A 12,500-nucleotide genomic window follows, 5' to 3' on the forward strand; every position below is an offset into this window, starting at 1 on the left:
CCTCTTGACCGGCCAGTCGCCGCTGATCAGCATGGTCCCATGGGCACCGATCAGAACCCCGCAGCCGGCCAGCCGACCGATCCCCACCAGACCTCCGCCAGCGACGCGCTCGGCCGCAACGTCCTGGACCGCACCGCCGAACACCTGCACGAGCGCTACGGCCACGTGGTGGACCGGGCGACCGTGGACCGGGTGGTCCAGGAGTGCTACGACGAGCTCAAGCGCACCTCCAGGATCCAGGCCCACGTGGTGGCCTCCGCCGGCAACTTCGCGGACGACCGCCTGCGGGCCATGGCGATCGCCGCCGGGGCCATCGAGTCCACCGACCCGCGCGTGCTGTTCATCTGCAACGGCAACGCCGGACGGTCCCAGATGGCCGCGTCCCTGCTGGCCAAGCGCTCGGAGGGCAGGATCGCCACCCGCTCCGCTGGCGTGCACCCGGCCGGCGGTCTGATCGCGACCGCCGTGGAGGCCATGTCCGAGGTGGGTGTGCCCCTGGAGAACGCCTACCCCAAGCCGATCGCCGAGGACATCCACCAGGCCGCCGAGCACATCATCACCTTCGGCTGCGCCGACCAGGTCGAACAGCTGGAGGGCAAGGACTACCGCGACTGGGACACCCCCACCATCGTGGACCTGCCGCTCGAGGAGGCCCGGCGGATCCGGGATCAGATCGACACCCGCGTGCAGGACCTGTTGCGCGAATTCGAGGGGAGCCCGGTCTGACCACCACTGACCGGGATCCCGACGCCGCCGCCGACGTCGATGTCGATGTCGATGTCCTCATCATCGGCGGCGGCCAGGCAGGACTCGCCGCCGGGTACCACCTGCACCGACTGGCCCGGGATCGCGACCGGGGACGGTCCGACCACGCTCCGAGCTTCGCGATCCTCGACGCCGCGGACCGCCCCGGTGGTTCCTGGCCGGAGTACTGGGACACCCTGGAGCTATTCTCCCCCGCCTCCTTCAGCTCCCTGCCCGGGTTCCCCATGCCCACCTGGCGGGAGGAGGGCAACCCCTCGGCTACCCATGTGGTGGAGTACCTGACCAAGTACGAACAGCGGTACGACCTCCCGTTGCACCGCAGCGTCACGGCCCGGGATGTCCAGGCCACACCGGACGGCAGCGGGTTCGCCACGGACACGGACCGAGGCACCTGGACCTCCCGGGTGGTCATCAGCGCCACCGGCTCCTGGGGACGGCCGTTCATGCCCTGGCTGCCCGGTGCCGCAGACTTCGCCGGGCGCCAACTGCACACCGTGGACTACCGCACCGCATCGGAGTTCACCGGTCAGGAGGTGGTCGTGGTGGGCGGCGGGAACTCCGGGGCGCAGATCGCCGCTGACCTGATCCCCTCGGCGGCCTCCGTCCGATGGGTCACCTCACGACCGCCCCGGTTCCTCCCGGACGAGGTGGACGGCCGAGCCCTGTTCGAACTGGCCACCCGCCGCGTCCGGGCGTTGTCCTCGAACGAGGACACTCATGCCGGTGTGGGCTCCCTGGGTGACATCGTTGCCGTCCCGCCCGTGCGCCGTGCCCGGGATGCCGGCCTGCTGACAGCCGAGCCGATGTTCTCCCACTTCACTGCCGACGGCGTGCAGTGGCCGGACGGTGGAACCGCCCGGGCGGACACCGTCCTGTGGTGCACCGGGTTCCGCCCGGACCTGCGGCACCTGCGCGGCCTGCAGCTCACTCAGGAGGGCCGAGTGCCCCGCACGGATCCGCGCCTGCCCTACCGGTCGGTGGACCACCCCGGACTGTTCTTCCTGGGCTACGGCGACTGGTGCGGACCCGCCTCCGCCACCCTGATCGGCGTGGGTGCCCCGGCCCGATCCACGGTGGCGGCCGCGACCCAGCACCTGCAGACCTATACCCCCTAGGGGTACTTGACCACCTACCCCCTAGGGGTATATAACTGAGTGCATGACCACTGAAGCCATCACGCCTGAGGCCCCGGCCGTCGTCGGGAATGAGCCTGTTGAGCACGCCCACCACGGGTACTCGCCGCGCAAGGACGAGTACCTGAAGCGACTGCGCCGCGTGGAGGGTCAGGTCCGCGGGATCGCCCGGATGGTGGATGAGGACACCTACTGCATCGACGTGCTGACGCAGGTGGCCGCCGCCACCAAGGCCCTGCACGCCGTGAGCATGGGGCTGCTGGAGGACCACCTGAACCACTGTGTGGCGGACGCCGCCCAGCAGGCGCAGGACTCCGGCGACCCCGAGCTGATCCAGGCCAAGGTCGCCGAGGCCTCCGCGGCCATCGCACGGCTGCTGCGCTGATCCACCGACCCGTCGCTCCGGCGCGGGCGCGGGCCGGGCAGATACCCCTACCCCGTATACCTATCCACACCGACACCCCAGGAGAACACCATGACCACCACCCAGATCCAGATCGACGGCATGACCTGTGGCCACTGCGTCGCCTCCGTCACCGAGGAGCTCTCCGAGCTGCCCGGCGTGAGCGACGTGCAGGTGGATCTCGTGGCCGGCGGCACCTCCACCGCCACCATCACCTCCGAGGGCCAGCCCGCACCGGAGGACCTGGAAGCCGCGGTGAAGGAGGCCGGCTACTCGATCGCCGGCCCCACCCTGGCCTGACAGGCTCGCCCGCCGGCCCCCACCCCTCGACCCCGCCCGCCGATCCAGAAGCAGTGGCGACCATCCGCCGCGATGCCCACCACTGCTTCTGGCTCGGCGCCGGGAGCCCCCCTCACTTCCCCACCACTGACGAAGGACTCACCGTGGACCCCCGCGACAGCACCCCCACCGCACCACCAGACACCGCCACCCGGCGCGTGGACCTCGACATCGAGGGCATGACCTGCGCCTCCTGCGTGGGACGGGTGGAGCGCAAGCTGGGCAAGCTCGAGGGCGTCACGGCCTCCGTCAACCTGCCGCTGAACTCCGCCGCCGTCACCGTCCCGGAGGGCATCTCCGACCAGGACCTGCTCGCCGCCGTGGACAAGGCCGGCTACACCGCTCGCGTGCGCCGCAGCTCCGGCTCCGGCCCCGGCTCTGCCCAGCCGAGCCAGCACCACCACGACGACGGCCACGCACCGCACGCAGACGCCTCGCCCCACGCGGGGCACGGCGGCGGGGACGCGGACCACTCAGGCCACGGTGACCACGAGGGTCATGAGGATCACGCCGACCATGACAACCACATGGACCACGGCCCGTCCGAGGACGTGCTCAAGCCCCGACTGATCGGCGCGGCCGTCCTGGCGGTCCCGCTGTTCCTGATCTCCATGGTCCCGGCCCTGCAGTTCCCACACTGGGGCTGGGTGGCGTTCGGGCTGTCCATCCCGCTGGTGTTCTGGGCGGCCTGGCCGTTCCACAGGGCGGCGTTCAAGGCCGCACGGCACGGCGCCTCCACCATGGACACCCTGGTCTCGATCGGCGTGCTGGCGGCGTTCTTCTACTCCGCGGTCGAGCTGTTCCTGGATCCGGGCATGACCGCCCACGCCGGCGCCGGGATGGACATGTCCTCCATGGCCGACCACCAGCTCTACTTCGAGACCGCCGGCGTGATCACCACCTTCCTGCTGCTCGGACGCTGGCTGGAGGCCCGCGCCAAGAAGCAGGCCGGGCAGGCCCTGAAGTCCTTGCTGGAGCTGGGCGCCAAGACTGCCACCGTCCTGCGGGACGGCCAGGAGGTCACCGTGCCCGCCAGCCAGCTGGTCCCGGGCGATGAGTTCCTCGTGCGCCCCGGGGAGAAGGTCGCCACGGACGGGGTGATCCTGGACGGGCATTCCGCCGTGGACACCTCCCTGATCACGGGCGAGTCCGTCCCGGAGGAGGTCGGCCCGGAGGACACCGTCACCGGTGCCACGGTCAACACCTCCGGCCGCCTGCTGGTCCGGGCCACGCGCACCGGCGAGGACACCACCCTGGCGCAGATGGGCCGGCTGGTCTCGGACGCGCAGACCGGCAAGGCCCCCATCGCCCGCCTGGCCGACCGCATCTCCGCGGTGTTCGTCCCCATCGTCCTGGTCATCGCCGTGCTGACGTTCGCCCTGTGGATGGTCTTCTCCGGCGGCGACCTCGACTCCGCCATCCGCGCCGCCGTGGCCGTGCTGGTCATCGCCTGCCCGTGCGCGCTCGGCCTGGCCACCCCGGTCGGGCTGCTCGCCGGCACCGGCCGTGCCTCGCAGCTGGGCATCCTGATCCGCGGTCCCGAGGTCCTGGAGGACACCCGCACGGTGGACACGATCGTGCTGGACAAGACCGGCACCGTCACCGAGGGCGTCATGTCCGTCAGCGACGTCACCGTGCTGGACAGCTCCGTCACCGAGCCCGAGCTGCTGCGCCTGGCCGCGGCGGTGGAGGCCGGATCCGAGCACCCCATCGCCCGGGCGATCGTGGAGGCCGGACGCGAATCCCTGGTGAACACCTCAGCCACCTCCGCCGACTCACCTCAGCACCACCTTCCCGACGTCGGCTCCCCCACCTCCCTGCCCCCGGTCACCGGGTTCTCCTCCTCGGCAGGCGGCGGGGTGACCGGTCAGGTGGACGGACACTCCGTGGCCGCCGGGCGTTCCAGCTTCATCGCCGAGCAGCTGAGCTCCGGGGCACTGGACGCCGAGCAGGAGCGGGCTCTGGCCGAGGCGGAGGCCGCCGGCGCCACCGCCATCTGGGTGTCCGTGGACGGTGTGCTGGCCGGGATCATCTCCCTGCAGGACACCGTGAAGGAGACCTCCGCCCGGGCCATCGCCCGGTTCCGTGAGCTGGGGCTGCGCCCGATCCTGCTGACCGGAGACAATGCCGCCGTGGCCGCCCAGGTGGCGGACGTCGTCGGGATAGCCCGGGAGGATGTCTTCGCCGGGGTGCGCCCCGAGCAGAAGGTGGACAAGGTCAAGGAGCTGCAGGCCGCCGGGCGCGTGGTGGCCATGGTGGGCGACGGCGTGAACGACGCCCCCGCGCTGGCGCAGGCCGACCTGGGGATCGCCATGGGATCGGGCACCGATGTGGCGCGCGAGGCCGCGGACATCACCGTCATGGGCTCCTCGCTGGGGCAGGTGGTGCAGTCGGTGGAGCTGAGCCGCAAGACGCTGAGCATCATCAAGACGAACCTGTTCTGGGCGTTCGCGTACAACACGCTGGGCATCCCGGTGGCCGCTCTGGGCTTCCTGAACCCGATGATCGCCGGCGCCGCCATGGCCGCCAGTTCGGTGCTCGTGGTGCTCAACTCCCTGCGTCTGACCCGCTTCGCCCGGTGAGGTGAGGTGATGGTGGTGCGGGGTGGCCGGTGCGGAGTGCTCGGCCCCGCCCGGCCCCTCTGAGTGCCGCAGCCGCGATCTGTGTTCCACCGTTCGTCGGTCTGACCGTCTGAGTTGCACTGTTCGTCGAGAATCACCCCGAATATCGACGAACAGTGCAACTCAGCACGCGGAACCGACGAGGTCTGTCACAGGGATCTCCGCCGGCCCCTCCCTACCCCTCGCCCAGCCGTCCGCGCAGCCGTTCGCGCATGTCCGCGCTGGCCTGGTTCAGGCCCACCACCTCCACGGTCTTACCGTAGCGAGCGTACTTCTCGGTGATCGCATCCAGGGCGGCCACCGTGGAGGCGTCCCACACGTGCGAGCCGGACAGGTCGATCACCACCCGGGCAGGGTCCTCGGTGTACTCGAACTGCGTGTAGAGGTCGTTCGAGGAGGCGAAGAACAGCTCCCCGTCCACCGTGTAGGTGACGGTGCCCTCGCCCCCGTCAGCACCACCGCCCACCTCGCGCTGCACCGTCACGAAGTGCGCCACCCGCCGGGCGAACAGCACCATGGCCGTCAGCACGCCCAGCCCCACGCCCACCGCCAGGTTGTGGGTGAGCACGGTGGCCACCACGGTCACCAGCATCACCACGGTCTCGGAGATCGGCATGGCCCGCAGGGTGGACGGGCGGATGGAGTGCCAGTCGAAGGTCGCCCAGGAGACGAACACCATCACGGCCACCAGCGCGGCCATCGGGATGGTGGAGACCACGTCATTCAGCGCCACGGCGAGCACCATCAGCAGCGCGCCGGCCATGAACGTGGAGATCCGGGTGCGCGCCCCGGAGGCCTTCACGTTGATCATGGTCTGCCCGATCATCGCGCAGCCGCCCATCCCGCCGAACAGCCCGGCGAGTACGTTCGCCCCGCCCTGCCCCAACGATTCCCGCGTCTTGTCCGAGCGCGTGTCCGTCACGTCATCCACCAGCTTGGCGGTCAGCAGCGACTCCAGCAGCCCCACCAGTGCCATCGCCAGGGCGTACGGGAAGATCACCTGCAGCGTCTCCCAGGTGTACGGCACATCTGGGATGAGGAACGCGGGCAGCGAGCTGGGCAGCTCCCCCTTGTCCCCCACGGTGGGGACCTGGGCATTCACGACGACGGCCACCAGGGTCACCACGATGATTCCCACCAGCGGGGCCGGGACGGCAGTGGTCAGACGCGGGAAGAGGAAGATGACCGCCAGTCCCAGTGCGGTCAGGGGGTAGACGAGCCAGGGGACCCCGATCAGGTCCGGCAGCTGGGCGATGAAGATCAGGATGGCCAGCGAGTTCACGAACCCGGTCATCACCGAGCGGGGGATGAACCGCATCAGCTTGGCCACGCCGGCCAGTCCGAGCACCACCTGCAGGATACCGGCCAGGATGACCGTGGCGAAGAGGTACTGCACGCCGTGGGAGGCCACCACCGGTGCGATCACCAGGGCCGTGGCCGCGGTGGCCGCCGAGATCATGGCCGGGCGGCCGCCCAGGAACGCGATCGAGATGGCCATGACCGAGGCAGCGTAGAGACCGATGGCCGGATCCACACCGGCGATCAGGGCGAAGGCGATGGCCTCGGGGATCAGCGCGAGCGCGACCACCAGCCCGGCGAGCACCTCGGTCTTGAGCCAGCGCGGGGTCTTCAGGGTGCGCAGCACGGACTGGCGCTGCTCCGGGGTGATGCGTTCGGCGGCGTCGGCCAGGTTCTGCCGGACCTCGGGGTGGTTCGGGGGAACGGTGTCCGGAGTGGAGGCGGAGTGCGGTGAAGCGGGCATGGCTGTCCCCTGAGAGCTGCGGTGGATGACGCGGACACTCTAGCCCGAGCGGGGATGGGGCGGTGCCCGGTGACCCCTGATGCGGCCTTCGCCGATCCGGTGATCTGAGTTGCAGTGCTCGTCGTCTCCGCGTTCTGAGGTGCACGTCTTGATGGTTCTGGGGCCGCAGAGAGACGAACCGTGCAACTCATCCAGTGATCTGGACAGGATGTGCAACAGGGATCACGCAGGGCTCGGCGCCGCCGGCGTCCACCCTGCAGCCCGAGCGCATGTCGACCAGCCGTTGTCCGGCCAGGAACCGTTCAGCGACCGTCAGTAGGCTGAAGTCCATGAAGCACGCTGCAGACCACCCCCCGTTCAGCGCCGACAGCACGCCCCTGCCCGCGCAGGCCCAGACCCCGGACCACACCGAGGCAGCCGCCCCGCAGGCCTCCTGGCCGCAGCCCGTTCAGACCGGCCCGGGCCAGGTCAGCTACCGGATCCGGGTCAACGCCCCCGCCCAGCAGCTGTGGGAGCTGCTGGCCGACCCCCACCGGCATCACGAGGTGGACGGCTCCGGCACCGTGAAGTCCCAGGTGGAGGGCCCACGCCAGCTGGCGGTCGGGGACCAGTTCTCGGTGCACATGCGCAAGTACCGCATTCCGTACACCATGAAGCTCACCACCACCGCCTCCCAGCCCGGAGAGCTGATCGAGTGGGCGCACCCCGGCGGGCACCGCTGGCGGTGGGAGTTCCAGGACAACGGCGACGGCACCACGGACGTCACCGAGACCTTCGACTACTCCTGGGCCCAGCCCGTGGTCGGCAAGGCCTACGAGCTGCTGCGCCTGGACCGGGAGAACGGCAATGGCATCCGTGCCTCGTTGACCCGGCTGGCCGCCCACTACCTCTAAGCGGCCCGGCGCTCGGCCTCGGCGGCGATGTCCTTGAGGTCCTGGCGCATGGCCTTCTTGGACGCGGCGGCGCCGAGCGGCCCGGTGGCGGCCGTCAGGAACCGCTGCAGCAGGCCATGCTCCACCGCCTCGCCCTCGAACCGCATGACCAGCTGGGTCTGCCCCGGCTCGCCCAGCTCATCGCGCACCGGGCGCAGCTCGAACCCGGAGACGTACTTCATCCCGTGTGACTGCGCGTGCAGCACGGTGCGCCGCCCCGGCTCCACCTCCACCACGGTCATCTCCTCCGAGGCCTCCTGCCCGAACATCACCCGGGTCTCCCGCCACCGAGTCCCCACCTGATACCCGGTGTCCGCGGAGAGGCGCTCGATCCCCTGCACGCCCTGAAGCAGCGCAGCGGTCCCCTCCAGATCGGTCAGCACGGACCACACCACCGAGGCTGGCGCATCAATGGTCACGACGACGGACAGCGGCTTCATGGGTTCTCCTCGGCTCGAGCGGGGGTCGGGTCTGACAGTGGAGACGACAGCGGGCGGGCAGCCCGGGTCGCACCGGTCCTGCCCGCCCGCGGTCGCAGGTCAGATCAGTATGCCTTGCGGCGCTGCTCCACGATCAGGTGGATCAGGGCGAACTTGCCCTCCTGCTGGACGGCCTGCAGGGCCTTCTCCACGGCGGCGGGGACATCAGCGTCCTGCTCCACGCGCACGCCGAAGCCGCCGAAGGCCTCGGCCATCTGCGCGAAGTCCGGGTTCTTCAGCTGCGTTCCGGAGACCCGTCCGGGGTAGTCGCGCTCCTGGTGGGTGCGGATGGTGCCGTACTCCTGGTTGTCCATGACCACCACGAGCGGAGTGGCACCGTACTGGGCGGCGGTGGCCAGTTCCTGTCCGTTCATCAGGAACTCACCGTCACCGGCAATGGTCACCACCACACGGTCCGGGTAGTTCAGCGAAGCGGCCACGGCCGAGGGCACCGAGTAGCCCATGGAGCCGTTGCGCGCGGAGATCATGGACGCGTAGGACTCCGTGGGGAAGTACCGGTGCGCCCAGTTGGTGTGCTCGCCGGCGCCCAGGGTGATCATCGAGTCGTGCGGCAGGGCCGGCATCAGGTGGGCCATCAGGGTGTCCATCCGGGCCTGGCCCTCCGCGGGCTCGGCGGAGGGCAGCTCGGCGAACTTCACCTGCTCTCCGCGCATCTTCGCGGTCCACTCCTTCCAGGAGTCCTTGACCGGCATGTCCATGCGCACCAGATCCCGCACGAACACGTCCGGCTTCGCCACGATCTGGTAGGACACCGGACCGGAACGTCCGCGCAGGGAGGGGTCGATGGTGACCAGGAAGTTCTTCTTGTCCCAGTTCTGCCGGATCTTGAACCCGTCCGTGACCACATCGCCCGGGACGGTGCCCACGAAGACGATCAGGTCGGTCTCCTCGAGCAGGTCGTAGGTGGGCTTGGGGCGGCCGTAGCCGATCGGCCCCACGTAGGAGGGAGAGCTGAAGGGCACAGTGCCCTCGGTGCGCCACTCGGCAGCGGCGGGGATGTGGTGGTCCTCCAGCCACTTGGTGAAGGTCTCAGCGCCCTCACGGGTCCAGTCGTTGCCACCGGTGATGAACAGTGGCTTCTCCGACTCCAGCAGCGCCTCGTTCAGCGCCTTCCAGTCGTTCACGGTCATGCCGCCGGGGGCCACCGGGATCTGCGGGTGGACGGTGGAGTCGATCTGCTCCTTGATGACGTCCTCGGGCAGACCCACGATCACCGGTCCAGGGCGTCCGGAGGAAGCGGCGAACATGGCCTCGGCCACCACCTCGGAGGCGCGGCTGGCGTGGTCCAGGACCATCACGCGCTTGGCGCCGGAGTCGAACCACGCATGCGGGTCGAACTCCTGGAAGGCTTCCTTGTCCCGGTGCTCGAACGGGATCAGTCCCACGAACAGCACCATGGCGGTGGAGTCCTGCCAGGCGGTGTGCAGACCCACATGGGCGTTGGCCGCACCGGGCCCACGGGTGACCATGGCGATGCCCGGCACCGGGTTCATCTTGCCGTCGGCCTCGGCCATGTACGCGGCCCCGCCCTCGTGACGGCAGATCACGTTCTCGATCGAGGAGTTGTGCAGGCCGTCCAGCACATCCAGGTAGCTCTCGCCAGGCACGGTGTAGACCCGCTGCACCCCGTGGGCCTCCAGCGTGTCCACGATGACGTGGCCGGCGGACTTCGTGGCGGTGGACTGGTGATCGGTGCCCATCAAGACTTCCTCACGGTCGGTGACGCACAGCGGCGTCCTGCAGGATCCACGCGGCGACGCTGCCGGTGGTGCCCAGGTGTACCGGGCGGCAGATGCTGGGGTTCAAAATACCGCAGGCCACTGTTACCGCCGAGTCCTCGGTTCCATATGACGAAACCTCGCTGGACGACGGCGTGCCGACGCCGCGCCCTGGTTGATCAGGAGCATGCAGGACTACAGTGATGACTACACCACCGCGCTTCCAGGGAGGCCGCCATGCTCGCCCCACACCTCGCCGCACAGCTCCACGAGGCCGCCCGTCTGATCAACACGGCCGCCGGCCCGCGCGGAGGTCGGCACCGCCCCGACCAGCTGGACACGGCGGCGTCCCTGTCCCGGCAGTTCCCGGACCGCCAGCTCGCCTCGGCGTCGACTCAGACCCTGGAGCATGTCCACACCCTGCGCGATGACCTCTCCGCCCTGTGGGACCAGGTGGCCTCGGACGTCCAGCCCGCCGTGGTGCAGGACCATCTCAACGCCCTGGTCGAGTCCCTCGGTCCGGTGCGCCTGCAGCTGGAGCAGCCCGAGGCCTCGGCACAGGCAGGGCCCGACGACGCCACACCGGCAGGTGCCCGAGCGGCGGCTCGGTGGGTGCTCGGCGAGTCCACCGGGCCGGCGGCCGACCGCTTCGCCCGGGAGCTGGTGATGGCGGTGGCCGAGACAGCCGTGGCCGGAGAGCTGCACCGGCTCAAGGTCTGCGCCGGGACGGACTGCGCCAACGCGGTGGTGGACGCCACCCGCAACCAGTCCAAACAGTTCTGCGACGAGGCCAACTGCGCCAACCGCACCCACGTGCGCGCCTACCGGGAACGTCAGGCCGCCGGCGAGGCACCGACCTCCACAGCCACCACCCCCAGCGCAGCACCCGCCACCACTGACCCGGCCCCCTCCTCCGGCGCGGCGAAGGGCTCCGGGGAGTCGCCGTCGTCGGGAATCTCCAAGAAGATCCGCAAGCTCTCCGCACGCCTGCAGGACCCGGAGCTGTCCAAGAAGGACCGCAAGAAGGTGGTCAAGAAGTTCAAGAAACTGCGCAAGCAGCTCAAGGGCTCCGCCGATGTGGAGCTGCTGGAGCGGCTGGCGCCGGACGTCAAGAAGTAGCCCACAGCGGGTCCGGGCCGCCCTGGCGGATAGGCTCGAAGCGCACTACCTCCACCCTCTCCAGCCACCCGAGGACCCCGCCGTGAGCACTCCCCTGACCCCGTCCGCGCCCCAGCAGTTCAGCACCTCTCCCGGGCAGAAGATCGACCCGGTCCTGGCCCGGTCCTGGCTGCTGGTCAACGCTGTGCAGCCGGAGCGGTTCGCCGCGGCTGAGGAGTCCGAGGCGGACATCGTGATCCTGGACATCGAGGATGCGGTGGCCCCCAAGGACAAGGACGCCGCGCGTGACCACGCCGTGCAGTGGCTCAACGGCGGGCACAGCGCCTGGGTCCGGCTGAACGGCTACGGCACCAAGTGGTGGGAGGACGACGTCGCCGCGCTCGCCCAGACCCTGCCCCAGTCCGTGGGCGGACCCCTGGCCCAGGGCGGTCTGGCCGGCGTGGTGCTGGCCATGGTCGAGTCCACCGACCACGTCAACGAGACCGCCGCCCGCCTGCCCGGCATCCCTGTGGTGGCGCTGGTGGAGACCGCCCGCGGGCTGCAGCGCATCAACTCGATCGCCGCCGCCAAGGGCACCTACCGCCTGGCGTTCGGCATCGGCGACTTCCGCCGCGACACCGGGTTCGGGGAGTCCCCCGCCGCCCTGGCCTACGCCCGCAGCAAGTTCACCATCGCCGCCAAGGCCACCGGGCTGCCCGGCGCCATCGACGGCCCCACCGTGGGCACCACCGGTGTGAAGCTGGCCGAGGCCACCGCCGTGACCGCCGAGTTCGGCATGACCGGCAAGCTCTGCCTGACCCCGGAGCAGTGCGGGGCGATCAACGAGGGTCTGAGCCCCTCCCAGGACGAGATCACCTGGGCCCACGAGTTCCTCGACGACTTCGAGGCCGACGGCGGCGTCATCCGCAACGGCTCCGACCTGCCCCGCAAGGCCCGCGCCACCAAGATCCTGACCCTGGCCGAGGCCTTCGGGGTCCGCTGGCTGCACGAGGACGACGACGACCACGCCCCCGCCCCGTCCGACACCTTCCACTACTGATCCTCCCCTTTCGGACCACGTGCGCAGAAGATCGTGCGGCGCGCCGAGCCGAAACCGAGTTGGCGCGCACGTGATCCGGAGGGGCGGGCAGCCCGTAGGCTGGTGCCGTGACCACACCTGACGTGCACAGCCTCCCCTCGCCCACCGATCACTCCCCCACACCAGCACC

General features: G+C 70.1%; 11 protein-coding genes. 8 read left to right on the top strand and 3 right to left on the bottom strand.

The genetic code is table 11. The features are described 5' to 3' along the window. Positions 1 to 39: 39 nt before the first annotated feature. From ACEXHE_RS12055 to ACEXHE_RS12075, 5 genes are all read left to right on the top strand, one after another. Positions 40 to 726, top strand: a complete 687-nt coding sequence (locus tag ACEXHE_RS12055) for a low molecular weight phosphatase family protein (protein ID WP_374785967.1) — start codon at positions 40 to 42, stop codon at positions 724 to 726. Positions 727 to 785: 59 nt separating this feature from the next. Next, a complete protein-coding gene (locus ACEXHE_RS12060; protein ID WP_374786026.1) occupies positions 786 to 1,880 on the top strand; it encodes an ArsO family NAD(P)H-dependent flavin-containing monooxygenase in 1,095 nt (364 codons plus the stop codon). Between the two features lie 43 nt (positions 1,881 to 1,923). After that, entirely contained in the window at positions 1,924 to 2,283 is a 360-nt protein-coding gene (locus ACEXHE_RS12065) for a metal-sensitive transcriptional regulator (RefSeq protein WP_374785968.1), read from the top strand. Positions 2,284 to 2,373: 90 nt separating this feature from the next. Then, positions 2,374 to 2,601, top strand: coding sequence for a heavy-metal-associated domain-containing protein (locus ACEXHE_RS12070; RefSeq protein WP_260060967.1), 228 nt, complete (start codon positions 2,374 to 2,376; stop codon positions 2,599 to 2,601). 143 nt (positions 2,602 to 2,744) lie between these two features. Then, entirely contained in the window at positions 2,745 to 5,222 is a 2,478-nt protein-coding gene (locus ACEXHE_RS12075; protein ID WP_374785969.1) for a heavy metal translocating P-type ATPase, read from the top strand. 214 nt (positions 5,223 to 5,436) lie between these two features. On the opposite strand, the gene ACEXHE_RS12080 is transcribed toward ACEXHE_RS12075, so the two are convergent. Next, positions 5,437 to 7,023, bottom strand: coding sequence for a SulP family inorganic anion transporter (locus tag ACEXHE_RS12080; RefSeq protein WP_374785970.1), 1,587 nt, complete (start codon positions 7,021 to 7,023; stop codon positions 5,437 to 5,439). A gap of 329 nt (positions 7,024 to 7,352) precedes the next feature. Between ACEXHE_RS12080 and ACEXHE_RS12085 the strand changes: the two genes are divergently transcribed. Further along, complete coding sequence (locus ACEXHE_RS12085) at positions 7,353 to 7,916, top strand: SRPBCC family protein (protein WP_374785971.1); 564 nt, start codon at positions 7,353 to 7,355, stop codon at positions 7,914 to 7,916. On the opposite strand, the gene ACEXHE_RS12090 is transcribed toward ACEXHE_RS12085, so the two are convergent. Both ACEXHE_RS12090 and ACEXHE_RS12095 read right to left on the bottom strand, forming a co-directional pair. After that, positions 7,913 to 8,395 carry an SRPBCC family protein gene (locus tag ACEXHE_RS12090; RefSeq protein WP_374785972.1) on the bottom strand — a complete coding sequence of 161 codons (483 nt, stop codon included), beginning with the start codon at positions 8,393 to 8,395 and terminating at the stop codon, positions 7,913 to 7,915. The genes ACEXHE_RS12085 and ACEXHE_RS12090 overlap by 4 nt on opposite strands. A 104-nt stretch (positions 8,396 to 8,499) precedes the next feature. Next, the gene (locus tag ACEXHE_RS12095) at positions 8,500 to 10,155 is read right to left on the bottom strand and encodes a thiamine pyrophosphate-dependent enzyme (protein ID WP_374785973.1); all 1,656 of its coding nucleotides are present in this window, start codon (positions 10,153 to 10,155) and stop codon (positions 8,500 to 8,502) included. A 255-nt stretch (positions 10,156 to 10,410) separates the two neighbouring features. Between ACEXHE_RS12095 and ACEXHE_RS12100 the strand changes: the two genes are divergently transcribed. Both ACEXHE_RS12100 and ACEXHE_RS12105 read left to right on the top strand, forming a co-directional pair. After that, positions 10,411 to 11,292, top strand: a complete 882-nt coding sequence (locus ACEXHE_RS12100) for a CGNR zinc finger domain-containing protein (RefSeq protein ID WP_374785974.1) — start codon at positions 10,411 to 10,413, stop codon at positions 11,290 to 11,292. Between the two features lie 82 nt (positions 11,293 to 11,374). Next, the gene (locus ACEXHE_RS12105; protein WP_374785975.1) at positions 11,375 to 12,331 is read left to right on the top strand and encodes an HpcH/HpaI aldolase/citrate lyase family protein; all 957 of its coding nucleotides are present in this window, start codon (positions 11,375 to 11,377) and stop codon (positions 12,329 to 12,331) included. The last annotated feature ends 169 nt before the right edge of the window (positions 12,332 to 12,500 follow it).

This window comes from Micrococcus sp. IITD107 (assembly GCF_041927415.1).
GTDB classification, from domain to species: Bacteria; Actinomycetota; Actinomycetes; order Actinomycetales; family Micrococcaceae; genus Citricoccus; species Citricoccus terreus.

Bases quoted from the DNA above. Each gene is read 5' to 3' on its own strand.
- ACEXHE_RS12095 (WP_374785973.1), bottom strand. From the start codon at position 10,155: ATGGGCACCGATCACCAGTCCACCGCCACGAAGTCCGCCGGCCACGTC.
- ACEXHE_RS12070 (WP_260060967.1), top strand. From the start codon at position 2,374: ATGACCACCACCCAGATCCAGATCGACGGCATGACCTGTGGCCACTGC.
- ACEXHE_RS12055 (WP_374785967.1), top strand. From the start codon at position 40: ATGGGCACCGATCAGAACCCCGCAGCCGGCCAGCCGACCGATCCCCAC.
- ACEXHE_RS12090 (WP_374785972.1), bottom strand. From the start codon at position 8,395: ATGAAGCCGCTGTCCGTCGTCGTGACCATTGATGCGCCAGCCTCGGTG.
- ACEXHE_RS12085 (WP_374785971.1), top strand. From the start codon at position 7,353: ATGAAGCACGCTGCAGACCACCCCCCGTTCAGCGCCGACAGCACGCCC.
- ACEXHE_RS12080 (WP_374785970.1), bottom strand. From the start codon at position 7,023: ATGCCCGCTTCACCGCACTCCGCCTCCACTCCGGACACCGTTCCCCCG.
- ACEXHE_RS12100 (WP_374785974.1), top strand. From the start codon at position 10,411: ATGCTCGCCCCACACCTCGCCGCACAGCTCCACGAGGCCGCCCGTCTG.
- ACEXHE_RS12065 (WP_374785968.1), top strand. From the start codon at position 1,924: ATGACCACTGAAGCCATCACGCCTGAGGCCCCGGCCGTCGTCGGGAAT.